The organism is Trinickia sp. NRRL B-1857 (assembly GCF_050470685.1).
GTDB lineage: Bacteria > Pseudomonadota > Gammaproteobacteria > Burkholderiales > Burkholderiaceae > Trinickia.
Genome location: NZ_JBFLUK010000011.1, coordinates 325,694 through 342,626, shown reverse-complemented (window position 1 = coordinate 342,626; position 16,933 = coordinate 325,694). Strand labels below are relative to the sequence as shown.

General features: G+C 60.2%; 15 protein-coding genes. 8 read left to right on the top strand and 7 right to left on the bottom strand.

Going from position 1 to position 16,933, the window contains the following annotated elements:
• Window positions 1-12: 12 nt before the first annotated feature.
• A complete protein-coding gene (locus tag AB1286_RS22650; RefSeq protein WP_430365490.1) occupies window positions 13-1,074 on the top strand; it encodes a DMT family transporter in 1,062 nt (353 codons plus the stop codon).
• A gap of 37 nt (window positions 1,075-1,111) precedes the next feature.
• On the opposite strand, the gene AB1286_RS22645 is transcribed toward AB1286_RS22650, so the two are convergent.
• On the bottom strand, window positions 1,112-1,381 hold the full coding sequence (locus AB1286_RS22645) for a hypothetical protein (protein ID WP_430367390.1): 270 nt from the start codon (window positions 1,379-1,381) through the stop codon (window positions 1,112-1,114).
• On the opposite strand from AB1286_RS22645, the gene AB1286_RS22640 reads away from it, so the two are divergent.
• Window positions 1,262-2,050, top strand: a complete 789-nt coding sequence (locus tag AB1286_RS22640; protein ID WP_430367284.1) for a glycine betaine ABC transporter substrate-binding protein — start codon at window positions 1,262-1,264, stop codon at window positions 2,048-2,050. The genes AB1286_RS22645 and AB1286_RS22640 overlap by 120 nt on opposite strands.
• Here the strand turns inward: AB1286_RS22640 and AB1286_RS22635 are convergent.
• Entirely contained in the window at window positions 2,044-2,910 is an 867-nt protein-coding gene (locus tag AB1286_RS22635; RefSeq protein ID WP_430365489.1) for an NAD(P)-dependent oxidoreductase, read from the bottom strand. The genes AB1286_RS22640 and AB1286_RS22635 overlap by 7 nt on opposite strands.
• Before the next feature lie 131 nt (window positions 2,911-3,041).
• Here AB1286_RS22635 and AB1286_RS22630 point away from each other — a divergent pair, with 131 nt between their 5' ends.
• The gene (locus AB1286_RS22630; RefSeq protein WP_430365488.1) at window positions 3,042-3,641 is read left to right on the top strand and encodes a TetR/AcrR family transcriptional regulator; all 600 of its coding nucleotides are present in this window, start codon (window positions 3,042-3,044) and stop codon (window positions 3,639-3,641) included.
• Window positions 3,642-3,920: 279 nt separating this feature from the next.
• Here the strand turns inward: AB1286_RS22630 and AB1286_RS22625 are convergent, their stop codons facing one another.
• A complete protein-coding gene (locus AB1286_RS22625; protein WP_430365487.1) occupies window positions 3,921-5,609 on the bottom strand; it encodes a DUF4041 domain-containing protein in 1,689 nt (562 codons plus the stop codon).
• A gap of 512 nt (window positions 5,610-6,121) precedes the next feature.
• Between AB1286_RS22625 and AB1286_RS22620 the strand changes: the two genes are divergently transcribed.
• Complete coding sequence (locus tag AB1286_RS22620) at window positions 6,122-7,243, top strand: hypothetical protein (protein ID WP_430365486.1); 1,122 nt, start codon at window positions 6,122-6,124, stop codon at window positions 7,241-7,243.
• Window positions 7,244-7,688: 445 nt separating this feature from the next.
• Window positions 7,689-8,306 (top strand): LysE family translocator, encoded by a 618-nt coding sequence (locus AB1286_RS22615; protein WP_430367283.1) that lies wholly within the window; start codon window positions 7,689-7,691, stop codon window positions 8,304-8,306.
• 48 nt (window positions 8,307-8,354) lie between these two features.
• On the opposite strand, the gene AB1286_RS22610 is transcribed toward AB1286_RS22615, so the two are convergent.
• The gene (locus AB1286_RS22610; protein ID WP_430365485.1) at window positions 8,355-9,500 is read right to left on the bottom strand and encodes an AraC family transcriptional regulator; all 1,146 of its coding nucleotides are present in this window, start codon (window positions 9,498-9,500) and stop codon (window positions 8,355-8,357) included.
• A 330-nt stretch (window positions 9,501-9,830) separates the two neighbouring features.
• Between AB1286_RS22610 and AB1286_RS22605 the strand changes: the two genes are divergently transcribed.
• The 3 genes from AB1286_RS22605 to AB1286_RS22595 all read left to right on the top strand — a co-directional run bounded on the left by AB1286_RS22605 (window position 9,831) and on the right by AB1286_RS22595 (window position 13,478).
• On the top strand, window positions 9,831-11,468 hold the full coding sequence (locus AB1286_RS22605) for an AMP-binding protein (RefSeq protein WP_430365484.1): 1,638 nt from the start codon (window positions 9,831-9,833) through the stop codon (window positions 11,466-11,468).
• Window positions 11,469-11,587: 119 nt separating this feature from the next.
• Entirely contained in the window at window positions 11,588-12,709 is a 1,122-nt protein-coding gene (locus AB1286_RS22600; protein WP_430365483.1) for a Glu/Leu/Phe/Val family dehydrogenase, read from the top strand.
• Between the two features lie 208 nt (window positions 12,710-12,917).
• Window positions 12,918-13,478 carry a glycine zipper 2TM domain-containing protein gene (locus tag AB1286_RS22595; RefSeq protein WP_430365482.1) on the top strand — a complete coding sequence of 187 codons (561 nt, stop codon included), beginning with the start codon at window positions 12,918-12,920 and terminating at the stop codon, window positions 13,476-13,478.
• A 62-nt stretch (window positions 13,479-13,540) separates the two neighbouring features.
• Here AB1286_RS22595 and AB1286_RS22590 read toward each other — a convergent pair whose 3' ends face one another.
• From AB1286_RS22590 to AB1286_RS22580, 3 genes are all read right to left on the bottom strand, one after another.
• Window positions 13,541-14,740, bottom strand: a complete 1,200-nt coding sequence (locus AB1286_RS22590; protein ID WP_430365481.1) for a porin — start codon at window positions 14,738-14,740, stop codon at window positions 13,541-13,543.
• A 136-nt stretch (window positions 14,741-14,876) separates the two neighbouring features.
• Window positions 14,877-16,199, bottom strand: coding sequence for an MFS transporter (locus AB1286_RS22585; protein WP_430365480.1), 1,323 nt, complete (start codon window positions 16,197-16,199; stop codon window positions 14,877-14,879).
• 99 nt (window positions 16,200-16,298) lie between these two features.
• Window positions 16,299-16,922 (bottom strand): gluconokinase, encoded by a 624-nt coding sequence (locus AB1286_RS22580; RefSeq protein WP_430365479.1) that lies wholly within the window; start codon window positions 16,920-16,922, stop codon window positions 16,299-16,301.
• Window positions 16,923-16,933: the final 11 nt, after the last annotated feature.

Sequence of the window (16,933 nt, the reverse complement as noted above, 5' to 3'; positions counted from 1 at the left end):
ATCGAAGACGCCATGCAAGTCAGATTCAATGCCGCCCTCACCGCTTTGCTCGCGGCCGCTCTATTCGGTGCAACGACCCCGTTAGCGAAGCTTTTGCTCGGGGCGCTATCGCCATTCATGCTGGCGGGGCTCTTTTATCTCGGCAGCGGCGTCGGCCTCGCTCTGACGATTGCCGTGCGGCGACTCCTACGCCAAAAGCCGACGCAGCACGATGAGACACGCGTTCACCGAAGTGAAATCGCATGGCTTGCCGGCGCCATCGTCGCGGGGGGCGTAGCCGGTCCTGCGCTGCTCATGCTGGGATTGGCGAGCACGCCTGCCGCCACCGGTTCGCTGCTGCTCAATCTCGAAGGCGTATTCACCGCGGTCATTGCGTGGGTGGTATTCCGCGAGAACGTGGACATACAAGTTTTCCTCGGCATGGTGGCGATCGTGGCGGGCGGCGTATTGCTGTCGTGGACAGGCGGTGCGGCCGGGGTTCCCGTGGGCGCCCTGCTCGTTGCCGGCGCTTGCCTGTGTTGGGCCATCGACAACAACCTGACGCGCAAGGTATCGACCAACGATGCGATGGTGATCGCCTGTCTAAAGGGACTCGTCGCTGGGCCCGTCAATCTCTCGATCGCTCATTTGACGGGCGCGGCCCTGCCAAGCGCGGGCCAGGCGGCCGCCGCGATGGCCACGGGATTCGCCGGTTATGGCGTCAGCCTCGTGCTGTTCGTCGTCGCGCTACGCAATCTCGGCACCGCACGCACGGGCGCGTATTTTTCCGTGGCGCCGCTGTTCGGCGTGGCACTGTCGCTCGTCCTATGGCCGGCGATGCCGCCGATCGTCTTCTGGTGCGCCGCAGCGTTGATGGCAATCGGCGTGGGACTGCACTTGCGCGAGCGCCACGAGCACACGCATACGCACGAACCGTTGGCGCACACCCATCGGCATCGGCACGACGAACACCACCGACACGAGCACGACTTCGAGTGGGACGGCACCGAGCCGCATACGCATTCCCATCGGCACTCGACCGTCACGCACACGCACGCCCACTACCCCGACATTCATCACCGCCATTCGCACTAGCCGCTTTTCAGCCCCGGCCGCTCGGGGCGGCCATCGGCTATACGCTGACAAGCGAGGCGGCGATTTTCTTCCGTGCATTGAAACTGAACGCTGTTCCGGCGACTGGTTCGATCGCGCTAGCGGTCGCAAGATGGGCATGTGCCGTTCTTGAAACGTCTTTTTTGCCCATGCCACTGCCATGTCCCACATCGAACCCATCGTCAAACTCGCCACGATCGATCTTTCCTTCCATCACGCTGCCGCCGGCATTGTTCGGGCCGTTCTGGCGCGTCACGGCATCCGGGTCGAAGAAATTCGCCGTCCGCATGAAGCCGCCTTCGAGCTATTAAAGAGCGGCGAGGCGGACATGCTTTGCTCCGCATGGCTACCGGGTAGCCATGGCGTCTATTTCGACTCGATTGCCAACGAATTCGATCCGCTTTGCGTCCTCTACACGCCCTATGCGCTGTGGGGCGTTCCCGATTACGTGCCGGCCGATGCCGTATCGAGCGTGGCGGATCTCAAGCGACCCGACGTTGCCGCGCGCATGACCAAACTCATTCAAGGCATCGGCCCGGGCGCCGGCATCTCGCGCTTTTCGCGAGAAATCGTCGCCGCTTACGATCTCGAGCGCTACGGCTATCGATTCGAGAACGGGACGCTCGAACAATGCGCCGCGGCGTTCGAGGATGCAGTGCGGGACCGACGCTGGTGCGTCGTGCCCTTATGGCAGCCCCAATACCTGCATTGGCAGCATGCGATTCGCGAACTGCACGAGCCGTCGGGTCTCCTGCGCGGCACCGACGCCGCCACGCTCGTTCTGCGCAAATCGACGCGCGATACGTTGCCCAGCGAGGCGATTGCCGCCCTATGCTCGCTGGCCCCAGGCAATAGCGAAATCACCCGGCTCGATCATTTGATTTCGCGCGAAGGGCTGGAGCCGGAGATAGCGGGCGAACGCTACCTTTGCGAAAAAGACAGTGACCGCACTCATTGATTCGGTGCGGGCCGGCTCGCGCCGATGGTCAATTCGGCCATGACCGACCAGTCGCGATCGCCCAGCCCGGCTTCGACCGCTTCCGCCATTCGGCCATGCACCGCTGCGAGCATCGGTAAAGCGCGGCCCATATCGGCAGCGACTTCCGATGCGAGGCGGAGGTCTTTCAATCCCAGCATTGCCTTGAAGCCGGGCTCGTAGTTGCCGTTCGCGATGTTCGCCGAATAAACCTGATACGAGCGGCTGCCGAACAACGTGCCGAGAATCAGATCGAAAAATCTATCGCGCGAGAGTCCATTGGCCTCCGTCAGCACGACAGCTTCGGCCATCGCTTCGATCGCCATCGAGATCATCATGTTGCATGCGATCTTGGCGGCGTTCGCGGCCGGCGCGTGAGGACCCATGTCCCAGATCCTGCCGCCGATGACTTCGAGCAGCGGCCGGATCCTTTCGACTGCCGCGGGATCGCCGCCGGCGAGCACGTTCAGTTCCCCCTTCGCCGCGACGTCGGGCCGGCCCAGTACGGGCGCGGAAACAAAGCCGACGCCGGCCTTTTCATGCGCTGCGACGAGTTCGCTCGCGAAGGCCACCGAAATGGTCGACGCGACGATATGGACCGCCCCGGCCCGAGCCTCGTCCAATGCGCCGGGCGCAAGGACGACCGAGCGTATCGCCGCGTCGTCCGACAGCATCGTAAACACGGCATCGCTTTCGAATGCTTGCGCCGGGGTGTCCACCATCGTGACGCCTTCGATCGCGCCGCCCGAACGGTTCCAGGCCCTGACAGCGTGACCGGCCACAGCGAGATTCCGCGCCATCGCCTTGCCCATCGCCCCCAATCCGATAAAGCCAACGTCCATTCTCTTTCCCCATCAAAGCGCCGTCCGCCAGCGGATGACGACACGCTCGTCGCTCCCGTTCACGGTTTCGCTTGAGTTAAAATAGCGATCACTATATATTTCGAGAAACAGCATCGCAAGGAATTTTTATAGTGACCACTAAATTAGAGAGTGCGCCGAGGCCGGGGCGTGGCCGGCCGCGCACGTTCGACCCTGAAGCCGCCTTGGCGATCGGCCAGCGCATGTTCCACGAATCGGGTTACGACGCGGTCGGGCTCAGTGCGCTGACGACCGAGCTCGGCATCACGCCACCGAGTTTTTACGCGGCGTTCGGCAGTAAAGCGGCGTTCTTCCAACGTGTGCTCGAACGGTACGCCGGTACGCAACTGGCGCTGGCCGGCATTCTCGTGGCGGGACGACCGCCGGTGGAGGCGCTCGCTGACCTGCTCGAACGGGCGGCGCGCACCTACGCGCGCGATCCCGAGCGCACCGGCTGCCTCGTGCTCGAAGCCGCGCGCGGCAATGCCGAGAGCGAAAGCGCCGTACTCGCGCGCGAGGTGGCGCAACGGCGCCGTGAACAGGTGCGCGCGTTCGTTGCGAAATCGCATCCGCGCCGTGCCGATGTGGTGACGGACTACGTATCGACCACGCTGTCGGGCCTGTCCGGCAGTGCGCGCGAAGGGATGACGGAAGCGCGGCTCGTTAAAGTCGCCAAGGCGGCCGAGGCGGGGCTTAGCGCTTTGCTTGAATGAGAAAGGAAGTGGAGGGAGAGAGGATGGCTATGGCCTCTCGAAAAAGAGAACTTTGCGCCCGCAGACAGATCAACGATCATGGCCATCTTTTCTGAAAGAGGCGTACGCTCCTCGCCTCAGAAAAAGTGTCCTCGACAAGGGAATTCGCAGAAAAATCGTCCTTAGAGCATGCCCGCCTCAGTCGGTGTATCTCGGGCAGAACTTGCCGGCAAACAGCCTCATTCGACGAAAAGAATCCGTAGGCGCTGTAACATCGGTCATCCGGACGATAGCGTGGAATCAGCCTATCGACGCAGACTCCACCCCACTATCCTCATCTTCCTCTAACGCAGCCTCATAAGCCATTTGCTGCCTGAACCACTTATCGCGCTGTTCCGGGTCGGACTCAATCTGACGCGCAATTGCAAGACTCTCGCGATACTGCGCCGCGGCAGCCGTCATCGTCCATGACACGTTCAGCCCCATGTCCTCGACAGTTGTCCTAAGATCCGCGAGGCCTACGCGGAAGAACTCCTTGCGCGGATTGACCTTGTTAACCTGGGCCTCGAAGAACTTGCGATGCAACGTCCTCTCGAGCGCGGGAGCATCCTCGGACCAAATCATCGCGTGGATATCAAACGAAAACGGCACGCTCGCATCACCAAGCTCTCGAACGCGGTCCAACGGCTCAAGACGGCGCGTCAGTCCAACCTTGTAAACATGCTCGCCAAACGAGCCGATGTTGGAAATGATGTAGACGTGCCCCGCTTTCGTTTGCTGCGCCATCGAAAGTGCACGTTGGTTCTTCTCGTCTGCTTGTCGTAACTTTTCTTCGAGCTCGGCAAGCTGAGCCTCGAATTGCGCCTTCTGCTCTTCCGTGGCTCGTGCAATCTGACTTTGCGCCTTTTCCATCGCCCGGCGAATCAAGTCTTGTTCCTTCGCAGCATCACGTATTGCACGCTCATATTCACGGCGAGCTTTTTCCTCCTCGCGCATCTGCTCACGAATCTGCCGCTGCTCCTCCTTCTCACGCTCGCGTAGCTCGTACGTCCGTACCGACCAGACCAGCTCGTCAATGCGCGCGTCGATATACTCCTTTGAAATCCGAGCATTTCGAAATGCGGCGCCGTTGTGATTTACCAGCGCGGCCGCATCCTTGATTTCCTGTTGCAGCGTGCCGAAGTTGTCCGCTTTAGCGCGCGAGAGGATGGAATCTACCTTCCCATTAAACGCGTCAACGACAAACCTGATAGCGGTATCGCGGCGGACTTTCTCCACGTAATCGCACTCCGCAGCCCGTTTCTGTGCCGCCATTAATTTCGAATAATCACGCGCAACTTTAAGCCGCTTCCCAGCCTCCGTATGCGAATAGGTCTCAGCCAGGCCATCGAGCAAACTGTGGCTGGGAATCATGTACGAATCCCCGTAGCCGTCAATGATGTTCTTCATAGCTTCCACCGTCGCTGTCAGACGGTCGGCATCGTTCAACGCACGGAGAGCATCACCACCGATTTCCTCTGCTCGGGTACGCGCGTCGTCGATAACCTTCGCCGCTTGCGAGCTCGCGCGCGAAATCATCTGCTCCGCTTCGCCGCGCTTCTGCTTGGCTTCAGCCGTCGCTTCTGCCACCAAACGTGTCGCCTCTTCCACGGCAGCTACAACGGACGCCGCGGACTTGCTCTCAGCAAAAAGCAGGATTTGAGCCGCTTCGGACCTGATGCGGTCAGCCTCCACCACGGTGTCGCGTATATCGACAAACTTGGAGAGCGAGTCTCTATCCGCCGTCGCTGTCGCCAGTTGTACTCGCAAATCGGCAATCTCATTTGCGTTCGCGGTATCGTTTTCCGCCTTCGCAGTTCGCAATGTTTCGAAGCGCATACCGAGATCGGCAGCTTCCTTCTTGCTTACTGACAATGCCTGGAAGGCGACGTAGTATCGCCACAGCAGCACCGCGGCGAAGAGGACAAGAATTGTAAGAGCTAAACCCACGGTCTCTCTCAAGGTTTTGCGTGCCGTCGGCCCTCGTAGCGGTTCCGGCACACCTATTTGATTTTTTCAACAGGCACTACTTTGCCACGTTCTCACCGCGGATGCGTGAACGGGGCTCCAAAATTTCCTAGGACTATTCCTAAATATCACCCGAACGTATCCTAACTCCACATTGCGTTTAACCTTATGCGTGATCTTGCAAGATTGAATGCCTCGAGCGAATAAGCTGCGAAGCGGCGGCGTATCTGGAGATCGACAGCTATGGTCTGTTCTCTATCTCCATCAACGCGACTACAATCGCATCGTCGCCCGCATGCGCCAGTGGACCAAATGCTGTTGCCGATCTTGGTCGTCCGGTAATGATGGGCTACCGCCCGACGTGATTGGCTGCGGCTGCCCCACTACGCTCGAACAAGGCCGCAGACGCACAGTCGAAGTGGTAAAAATGGCCCCATTTGTTTGACAGAGCAATGACATATGTCATTTCTAAGAATCGATATATCGAGGACATAATGATAGACCAAGAGCAACTCAAAAATATCGCAAATCAAATTAAACTATCAGGCTATCCACTTGAGCACTGGACCTCATCTCTACTGAGAGCGGAGGGTTGGTTTGTAACCACAAATCGCTACTACCTAGATTCAGACGATAAGAGGCCGAGAGAGATGGATATTATCGCCCACAAGGAAAAAAATCTTGGAAGATTTAAAGTTAGAACGGTCATATTGATAAGCTGCAAGAAATCCAAAAATTCAGTTTGGGGATTTTTGCGTCGACCGTTCCCCACGGAGAGAAATCGGACAAATTTATTTCCCGTTATGATCACATCAAACACTCCATCAATAAACCATTCTCTTCAAGATTGGAAATGGTCTTCCGATTATTGCAAATTCATAACAACACAGGGCTTGCCAGACTGGTTCGACGTTCCTCGATATGATGTTTTTGCACACCAGCAGATCCCATTAACCGAAAAAGGCAAACTTCATGACGGCGACATGCATAGCGCGACAATGCAACTTATCAAGGCACAGGCTTATGAAATGGCTGCGTATCGTAGACGAGATGCGCACGAGGTTACGCAATTCAACTTGATTTCTCTTACGGAGGGTGATTTTGTCGGCATTAATTTTGGCGATGGTGAGTCGATTGATGCCGAGGAAATATCAGAGCAGGTCGCCCTCGCAAGCTACAAGATAGACAACTGTGATCACAATTCTCGAGTGCTCTACCTTACGAAGAACGCCTTCTCGGCTGGCATGTCGAAATTTACCGACCTTCACGCCCTGAATGTCGAATTCTTTGATAATCTAGACAAAAAATTCCTAGAAAATGCCATCCACGACAAAGAAAAACGGATGGTGCACATTGATCAATTCGTTACTCGCACGAAAAATCTTATATTGAGGCAGACTCGAAGCTTCAGCACTCCCCCATACACCGTACCAGACTTAAAAATCTCACTACTTGCCGAAACGTCGAACAACCCAACTGTCTTCATAACCGCCAAAGACTCCGAAATCTTAGATGCGGCCCGCACACCCTACATAAAGGAATATCTTGCGAGAGACCTTAAGTTTTTTTGGGGATATGAAGGTGATTTCGATGTGAATGCAACCCGTGAAATGTGACGATCAATCGCCGGCAGCTCTGCGGTCGCAGCGCGCCTGGAAGCAAGACTCTGTAATGCTAGAAACGAGAAATTTGGCAACTAAACAGTATGTTTTCAAACAGCATTCACGTCGCGGATGTAGCGCCAGAATGGAGCCGATACCGTGTTGGCCGCTGAGTTACCTGTTCTCACGAACGATTGGATGCCATGCGTAGCGGCGTGGCGTTACCAGCACGCCGATCAAACGGTTCGGCAGCCGAGGTCACATCCTTTTCATACGAAGCTCAAGGACGACTTATCGATATTGCCGACTTTTTTTGGGGACAACAGTAGGGATCGAATAGTCCACCTACCCTCACCCCTGCTCCGTACCGCTAATTAACTAGCAATCTGTACCGGTACTGTTCCGCACACTGCACGTAGACTGTCTCGACTACCCCATCAGCCGGATCTACGAAGCGATGCTGCCCACTTTGTCCTATGCCGCCCTTTCCGCCGCGATGACGTTCGCGCTGGTCATGTCGATCACCCCTGGCCCGAACAACACGATGCTGCTCGCCTCTGGCGTGAACTTCGGTCTTCGCCGCACGATGCCGCACATGCTCGGAATCACCTGCGGCTGCGTCATCATGCTGATCGCCATCGCATTGGGACTGGGACAAGTCTTCGCACGATTCCCTCGGTTGTACTCCGTCATGGAAGCAATCAGCGCGGCCTATCTGCTCTATCTCGCTTGGAAGATCGCGCGATCGGGCGGGTTGTCCGTCGGCGCATCGAACGAGCGGCCCTTCACGTTCCTCCAAGCGGCCGCATTCCAATGGGTCAACCCGAAGGCATGGATGATGGCGGTGACCGGCGCAACCGCATTCCGGCTCAACGACAACCTACTCGTCAACGCCCTTTTCTTAGCGGTGGCCTTCGCGATCGTCAATCTGCCGAGCATTACCGTATGGGCTGCATTCGGTCTCGGCGTGCGGCGATTCCTATCGGGGCCGACGATGCTGCGTACCTTCAATTGGACGATGGCGGCATTATTGATCGTATCCATCGTGCCGATGGTGGGTCATGCATCGCCCCAATGAACCGCTAGCCGCAAAGCACCCGCCGCCGCCTGTTTGCGCGGCGACTTCTCAAAGAGCGCCGATAGCGTCGTACGTCCCCAGGGCTCCGCTGCGCCGCACCTCGCTTGGCGTCTTGCCGGTCCAGCGCTTGAACGCATGACGGAATCCGACCGAATCGCTAAACCCCAAGGTCTGGGCGATGTCCTCGACACCGAGCGACGTAGTCGTCAAATAGTCGATCGCAAGCGCCTTGCGTACGCTCGTGAACAATTCGCTGTACGAAGTGCCCTCGGCCTCGAGCTTGCGACGCAGCGTACGCGAGGTCATGCATAGGCATTCGGCGATTTGTTCGATGTCGGGAAACTGTCCCGGCGTGCGCGTCAACTCTTGATAGACACGCCGTGTGATCCCCGCCTGCCAGCGCAATTGCTCGAGTTGATGAGCGCAATGCCTAGACACCTGCGCGGCCGTGATGGAATTGGCGAGCCGTGGCGAGCGCGATAGCCAAGACGCCGGATAGCTGAGCAGATTCTGCGGCTGATCGAAGGCGAGCGGACACTCCAAGGCTTCGGCGAGCGCGGCCGCGTGCGGCGGTTCGGCACGCATAAAACTCGCCCTCGCCGGCACGCACCAACTGCCCATGATGTCCTTGGTCAAGATCACGTGCACCGTGAATTGCAAGTCGATCAGGAAGTCGTAGAGCGGCACATCCAGATCCGGCAAGAGAATCTCGCCGCGCTCGGGAAATATCCAGACCAATGCGTCGTCCCGCTCCACCCAGCGGATATCGAGCATCGGATTGGCGAGCTGATGGTATTTGACGGCGGTATCGAACGCCCGTCGCAGCGTCTCCGAGCACAGTAGGGCATAGCCGTACATACCGTAGCCCGACACATGCATCCGGCGCCCCACCCGTACGCCGAGATCGGGCTTCGGATAGAGCCGAACCGCATTGCGCGCGGCATCGAGAAATTGCATCGACGACGTCAGCGTAAACGGATCCGCGACCGTTTCCGGCGTGAGCCCGGTCCCCTCGAGCAAAGCCCGCGCATCCAACCCCAACTCCACACCCACCTCGACGAGCGCCGCAAGCTTGGAAGGCGAAAAGCGATGCTCGCGCAATTGAACGCCAGGGACTTCCCGAGACAACCGCTCCCGGCGCTTTTCGTTCGATCCGTTGCCTGAAGAAACGGCGGTGGCGATGGCACGTTCCATGTCCGAAATGATGCGTATTGTCCCGGGCCGCATTGTGCACCTCGGGACGCCGGCCGACCATAGGGTGCACTCCCGACCGTGTGCCGTCGCACGCTTTATTTCATCGTCGCCACTGCTCGATCGTTCGCCGTTTGCGCCGCCCTCTCGGGCTCGCGTGTCCGTTGCAATCATCGTTTTGGCCACGTCGATCATTTGCACCGCGCGGCAAGCGAGCGATAGTCGCCACGCGGTGCGCGCTCAAGGCTCCGAGCCTACCGAGCGATGCGCAAGCGTTCGGCCGCGGCAGCCATTCGGTCCCCGCCGGTACGACCCAACCCATAAGGAGCGACATTGAGCAGGAGACATTGGACCCGATCGTACGGATCGATCCCCGTCGAGATCGACGCGGATCGTCATTCGTCCTTGAACGCCGTCTTGGGACAAGCGATGCGGCAATTCGCCGCAAAGCCGGCATTCCACGCATTCGGTACCACGCTGACGTATGCGGATGTCGATCGCATGTCGCACGCATTTGCGGCGTATCTGCAAAAAGTCGCGGGCGTGAAAGCGGGCGATCGTGTCGCGGTCATGCTGCCGAACTTGTTGGCCTTTCCGATTGCCGCCATCGCGGTTTGGAAGATCGGCGGCGTGCTCGTGAGCGTCAACCCGCTCTATACGACGCGCGAGCTACAGCATCAACTGAACGATGCCGGAGTGGAATCGATCGTCGTATGCAACGCATCGGCGGCGACGCTCGCGGCCGTCATCGACAGCACGAACGTAAAAACAGTGGTGACCGTGGGTCAGGGCGATTGCGGCGGCGTCGGCCCGGTCCCGACCGACGCGGATCGCGCGGCACTACGCAACGCGGTGAGTCTCTCGGCAGCGATCGCGCGCGGCGAGACGCTCGAGTGCGACCCGGCGGACGTAGGTGGCAACGACGCATTGCTGCTGCAATACACGGGCGGCACGACGGGTGTCTCGAAGGGAGCGACGCTCTCGCATCGCAATCTCATCGCGAATATCGAGCAATTCAAGGCATTCATGACCGGCGCACTCGAGCCGGGCGCCGAGGTGGTGGTCACCGCGATTCCGCTTTATCACATCTTCGCGTTGGCGGTGAACTTCCTCACGTACTTCTCCATTGGCGCGGAAAACTGGCTCGTCGCGAATCCGCGCAACGTCGAAGCCTTGTTCGACGTGCTCGATGCCGCGCGGCCGACGATCTTGACGGGCGTGAACACGCTGTATGCCACGCTCGCATCGCACGGGCGCATGGGCACGACGGACTGGTCGCGCTTGAAGCTATCGGCCGGCGGCGGCGCCGCGGTGATGAGCGTGGTATCGGAACGCTGGCACGCAGCGACGGGCAAGATTATCCGCGAGGGGTATGGCTTATCGGAGACCTCGCCCGTGATTTCGTTCACCCCTCAGTTCGTCGACGAATTCACGGCAACGACGGGTTTGCCCGTGCCCTCCACCGACGTCAAATTGCTCGACGATGCGGATAACGATGTCGATATCGGCGCATGCGGCGAAGTGTGCGTGAAAGGCCCGCAGGTGACGGCCGGGTATTGGAACGCACCGGAGGCCAATGCCAAGGCGTTCACGGCCGACGGCTATTTCAGGACCGGCGATATCGGCGTATTTAACGCGCAGGGCTTTTTGAAGATCGTCGATCGGAAGAAAGACATGATCATCGTGTCGGGCTTTAACGTCTATCCGAACGAAGTCGAATCGGTCGCCGCCGCCTTCGCAGGCGTCGCCGAATGCGCATGTATCGGCGCACCCGATCCCAAAACGGGCGAGGCCGTCGAGCTATTCGTGGTTCGAAGGGCGAATAGCGACGTCAGCGAAAGCGCCCTTCTCGCACACTGCCGATCGGCCTTGGCCGCCTATAAAGTGCCGAAGCTGGTGCGCTTCGTCGATGCGCTGCCGAAATCGACGGTCGGCAAAATCCTCAGACGCGAGTTGCATCGCATGGGATGACCGAAGGCGTCGCGCGTTTGATCCGAATCAATCTGCAATGATTCGCAACGTCCAAGCTTGAAGCAAGCCGAGCATCGACCGTTGGCAGTCGGTGCTCGGCATTCGACGAGACTTGGAAAATGGCCGCGATCAACGATGTCTTCAGCTTCGCCGACGAATTGGGTCCCGCGAAGATCGTTCATGTGCACAACCGGGCGATCGGGCTGCGCGCAACGCTCGTCGTCGACAACGTCGCCGCCGGTCCCGCGATCGGCGGCGTGCGCATGGCGCCCGACGTCAGCACCGAGGAGTGCTTTCGCCTCGCGCGGGCAATGACGTTCAAGAACGCGGCCGCGGGCCTCGCCCACGGCGGAGGGAAAGTCGTTCTCTATGGCGATCCCAAGATGCCGCACGACGGCAAGGAGCGGTTGATCCGAGGCCTCGCCGGCGCGCTCGCCGACATTCGCGATTACATCTTCGGACCCGACATGGGCACCGACGAAACGTGCATGGCGTGGGTCCATGATGAGATCGGTCGCGCGGTCGGCTTGCCGCGCGAACTGGGCGGCATCCCACTCGACGAGATCGGTGCGACCGGCTGGGGCATCGCGCATGCGGCCGAAATCGCGGCGCCGTACTGCAAGGTCGAGCTCGCCGGCGCACGCGTGGTCATCCAAGGGTACGGCGCCGTGGGACGGCACGCGGCAAGATTTCTCGCGCGCAAAGGCGCCGTCGTCGTCGCGGCCGCGGACTCCGCCGGCACAGTTGTGGATCGTGCCGGCTTGGAGCTCGCATTGCTCGATCGAGTAAAAGCCGAAGGCAAGTCGGTGCTCGACTATCCCGGCGGCGAAAAATCGGCGCGCGAAGCCGTGCTCGACGTCGAGTGCGAAATCTGGATTCCCGCGGCCCGGCCGGATGTCGTGCGCGAAGAGAACGTGGCACGACTGAAAACGCGCTTAGTCGTTCAAGGGGCGAACATTCCGTTCACGCTCGGAGCCGAGCAATACCTTCACACGAATGGCGTGCTCTGCGTGCCGGACTTCATTGCGAATGCCGGCGGCGTGATTTGCGCGGCAGTCGAATACCATGGCGGTGACGAACGCACGGCGCTCGACACGATTGCCGATAAGGTCCGCGACAACACGCGTGCGGTGCTCGATGCCGCGACGGCGCACGGCCGATTGCCACGCGATGCGGCGACCGATTTGGCGATCGAGCGCGTGAAAAAAGCCATGTCGCTGCGTCGCTGGGGTACGTCCTGATCGATTCGCACAGCGTGTCCGGCGGCAGTCGAACACGGCTTAAAAACATCAAATAATGGGCCGCACATCGCCCGGCCCATCCCGCCGCAACAGACTTTACACACTGTTACCCGGCGCCCGCGTACAGTCGATTGCGCTTTCCCTATACTCCGGTCCGCAACTGATTCGTTTGCGCCTTGCAAGCGCTCTATCGATACCGAGAAATCCCATGAAACGGCCCACGCTGATCCAGTCCGCCTTGCTCGTTGCTCTCGTCGCGACGTCTACGCTCTCGCTTACGGGGTGCGTGGCACCGGGACCGTACGGCATGTACGGTTCGCAGCCGCAGTACGCGCAACCGACCTACGCCCAACCGAGCTACAGCGAGCCGAGCTATGCACAACCGGCCTACACGCCGCCGCCCCAGCCCGCGTATGTCCAACCCGGCAATTACGGCACGCAATACGGTACGGTGACGAACATTCGTCCGATCGGCGGCGCGACGAGCCCATCGGGCGTGGCCGGTTCGCTGGTCGGCGCATTAGTGGGCGGGGTGCTCGGCAATCAGATCGGCCGTGGGCACGGACGCGATGCCGCGACGGTCATCGGTGCGCTCGGCGGTGCGGTAGCCGGCAATCAGATCGGCCAAAACATGGGACAACCTTCAGGCTACCGCGTGGACATCCAGTTGAGCGACGGCACGATGCGCTCGTTCGATATGCAAACGCCGGGCGATTTGCGGCCGGGCGAGCGCGTACGCATCGACGGCAACCAAATCTCGCGGGATTGATGCAGCGCCGATCTTCGCGCGACGCGCGTGACGCGCCGCGCGAAATCGGCCGTCGTGTGCGGTTAAAACCGATGCACGAGACCGACGCCGACGCCGATTTGATTGCGCGTCGACGACGGGTTACCGCTAAAGCCATCGCCGATCGATGCCGTAGCGTCGACGATCGCGCCGTTGTTCATTGTCTGCCCGCTCGCATGCTGATACGCCTGCGCCGCGTATAAGCCGGTGCGCTTGGAGAGCGCGTAATACTGGGTCAGCGTGAATTGTTGATACTGGGCGCCCTTCGCTACGCCGTTGGCCTTCGTCGCACGCGTATAGGCATAGCCCGCCCCGAAGTCCCAAGCTGCTGCCGGCTTGAAGTGGAGTACCGCACCCAACGTATTGAAAATCGCTGTATCGCGAAAGGCCGAATTCACCCCCGGAACGTATTGCACGTTCGAATACGACACGCTCACATCCCAAGCCGACGAGAACTTATAGCCGCCCGTTACCGCGATGCGTTGCTGCGCCTGCGCCGTGACGTAGCCGTTGTTGATGGCTGACACCGCGGTTTGCGCGCCGCCGTTCGAAGTCGTCGAATTCGCGCCCCAGGCGCCGCCGCCCGAAGTCGAATTGTTGATGCGTTGGAACGCCGCCGCGATGCCGAACGGTCCTTGCAGATACTGCACGCCCGCACTCCACGTCGAGCCGGCGTTCACGCTGCCGGGCTCGCCGCCGAACGAATACGAGCCGCCGAACGTGAAGCCGTGCAACGAAGGCGACATATAGACGAGCGAATTGTTCGCACGGTACAGCGTATCGAGCGAATCGATGTCGCCGGGATGGGCGCCGAAGTATCCCGTCAGCCACGTCGTGGGGCTATACGGGGCAAGCAGCGTGTAATACGCCGTGTATTGCCGCCCAGCCGTTAGCGTCCCGAATCGGTCGTTCGTCATCCCCACCCAGGCCTGGCGCGTGAACAGGCCGTTCGTATATTGCGATGCGCCGTTGGTCGCCGCGAAGCCCGATTCGAGCGTAAAGATTGCCTTCGAACCGCCGCCTAGATCCTCGGATCCCTTCAGCCCGAAGCGATCGCCCAGCCACACGCCCGTGGACATTTTGACGAGCGAATGACCCGGTGCGGACGAACCGAGCGTCGTACCGTTGTTCTGATAAGCCAGGCCGTTATCGACCACCCCGTAAAGCGTCACGCTGCCCTGCGCACACGCGAGTTGGGACATCAATGCGGCGCAGGCGGCGAGAGTCATCGTTGTCGTTTTCATCGTTACTTCGTCTCCTATTAGGACTACTAATTAAATTTTTGCTACCGAAATCAACACTTCGATTTCGGCGAGGAACACGCGAGAAGGAGAAAGGCAGGTGCCGGGCGGGTCTATGAGCACCCGCCCGGCAAGAAGATCAAGCCAAGGACGTTGTGCGGCGGCTCACCGGTTCGTCCGGCTCGGCGACCGGCTCGATCCGGCCCATGACGAACACGAAAGAGACGATGCCGACCACGAGGATGACGCCCGCGATCAAGAAGGCGTTCGTGAACGAATTCGTGGCGCCGACGATGAAGCCCGTTACGACAGGCGCCGCCACGCCCATGAGGTTATTGGCGAAGTTCATGATGCCGCCGATGGTGCCCACCCCGCCCTTCGGCGCGATCAGCGAGGGCAGCGACCAGCCCACGGGTGCCGCCGCGGCGAGCCCGCCCAGCGCAACCGAGATCCAGACGATGGCCCACATGGGGTTAGTCGTCAGCGTGGCGCCGAAGACCGCGAGGCCCAGCACCATGCCGCAGACGAGCACGGCCTTGCGCACACGCGTTTCGTCACGCCCCTGAGCGATCAAATGATCGATCAACCAGCCGCCGACGACCAGATCGGCGACCGTCGCCACCGCCCAGGGGATTGCCGCAAAGCCCGCCGACTTGAGGATGCTCATGTGCATCGTCTGCACGAGGTATCCCGGCAGCCACGTCAGGAACAGATAGAACGAGTACCCGTACGCGGCAAAGCCGATCGTGAGCCCCCAGACTTTCGACTTCTTCAGCAGATAACCGAGCATCGACACGGCACTCGCACTCGGCGCGCCCTCGGGCGTGGCGCCGCCCTCGACGATATAGCGGCGCTCGGCTTCCGAAAGCTTCGGGTCTTTGCTCGGATCGCGGTAGATCAAGAGGAACGCGACGAAATAGGCGAAGCTCATGAACGCCGTCACGCCGAAGCCCCAGCGCCAGCCCAAGCCCACGACCACCACCGCCACGAGCGGCACGCCGATCACGTTCGAGAATTTCGCGGCCGCATCGAAGATCGCCGTCGCGAGCGCGCGCTCCTTGCGCGGGAACCAGTAACCGGTGGCCTTCGCGCTAACGGGGAAACCCGGCGCTTCGGCCACGCCGAGCATCGCACGCGCCGCGAAGATGCCGCCGAAGCCGCTGGCAAACGCCGTTACCGCCGATGCGGCCGCCCACAGGAAGGAGCCCCAGCGACCGAGACGGGTCACCCCGCAACGGTCTAGGATCACCCCTGCCGGTATTTGCAACAGCGCGTAGGGCCAGAAAAACGCGCTGAAGAGCAGGCCCATTTCGGCCGGAGAAATATTGAACGCAGCCTTAAGCTGCGGCGCCGCGACAGAAAGATTGATGCGGTCGAAATAGTTGATGAGCACGCCTACGCCCAACAATACCCCCATCACCCAACGCCGCTTCGCAACTTTTTGTGTTGCCGTCGATGCCATCATCGTCTCCTCAAATTTTGTCGGACTGGCTTCGTGAATCGTTGGAGTGCGTCCTGCGGCAGACAATAAAGCGCCGCGACGACGTACTCCGCGTTTGACCTATCGCTGAACCGGGAAAGGAGCCGCCATCGCGCACCGATTGCCCGCGTGCGAAGGCGCATCGCCAAAGACAGCGCTATCTCTTGTGACCGAGGAATAACCGCCGTCCAGAACCGTGTCCCGGTGCCAGTCGAAGGCTTGATCGACGATCGCGTCGAGCGGACGCGTCGCATCGACCGTGAGAATCGCCGCTTCGTCCACGGGCGCTTCCAAATCCGCGAACTGACTTGCCACCAGCGAATCAGGCATGAAGTGGCCGCTGCGCGTTCCCACGCGTTTCGCCGCTTCTTCCTGCGGCAGGCTCAGAAAGACAAAGCCGGTCGCCGGGCTGCCTAGCCGCAGACGCTCCCGATAGCGACGCTTCAGCGCCGAGCAAGCGAGCACCACGCGCTCGCCGCGTTCGCAAGCATCCTTCAGCTCGGCCGCCAGGCGGTCGAGCCAACCCCAACGGTCGGCGTCGACGAGCCCGATGCCGCGCCGCATTTTTTCGACGTTGGTAGCCGGATGAAACGCGTCGCCTTCAATGAAGCGGCCGCCGAGACGTGCGGCAAGAGCGTGCGCGACGCTCGATTTCCCGCAGCCTGCGACGCCCATGACGACGATAGCCGATACGGTCTGGTCCATCGATTCGAGTT

Bases quoted from the DNA above. Each gene is read 5' to 3' on its own strand.
- AB1286_RS22590 (WP_430365481.1), bottom strand. From the start codon at position 14,740: ATGAAAACGACAACGATGACTCTCGCCGCCTGCGCCGCATTGATGTCC.
- AB1286_RS22600 (WP_430365483.1), top strand. From the start codon at position 11,588: ATGGCCGCGATCAACGATGTCTTCAGCTTCGCCGACGAATTGGGTCCC.
- AB1286_RS22645 (WP_430367390.1), bottom strand. From the start codon at position 1,381: ATGCGGACGGCGAATTTCTTCGACCCGGATGCCGTGACGCGCCAGAAC.
- AB1286_RS22610 (WP_430365485.1), bottom strand. From the start codon at position 9,500: ATGGAACGTGCCATCGCCACCGCCGTTTCTTCAGGCAACGGATCGAAC.
- AB1286_RS22580 (WP_430365479.1), bottom strand. From the start codon at position 16,922: ATGGACCAGACCGTATCGGCTATCGTCGTCATGGGCGTCGCAGGCTGC.
- AB1286_RS22595 (WP_430365482.1), top strand. From the start codon at position 12,918: ATGAAACGGCCCACGCTGATCCAGTCCGCCTTGCTCGTTGCTCTCGTC.
- AB1286_RS22635 (WP_430365489.1), bottom strand. From the start codon at position 2,910: ATGGACGTTGGCTTTATCGGATTGGGGGCGATGGGCAAGGCGATGGCG.
- AB1286_RS22585 (WP_430365480.1), bottom strand. From the start codon at position 16,199: ATGGCATCGACGGCAACACAAAAAGTTGCGAAGCGGCGTTGGGTGATG.
- AB1286_RS22650 (WP_430365490.1), top strand. From the start codon at position 13: ATGCAAGTCAGATTCAATGCCGCCCTCACCGCTTTGCTCGCGGCCGCT.
- AB1286_RS22620 (WP_430365486.1), top strand. From the start codon at position 6,122: ATGATAGACCAAGAGCAACTCAAAAATATCGCAAATCAAATTAAACTA.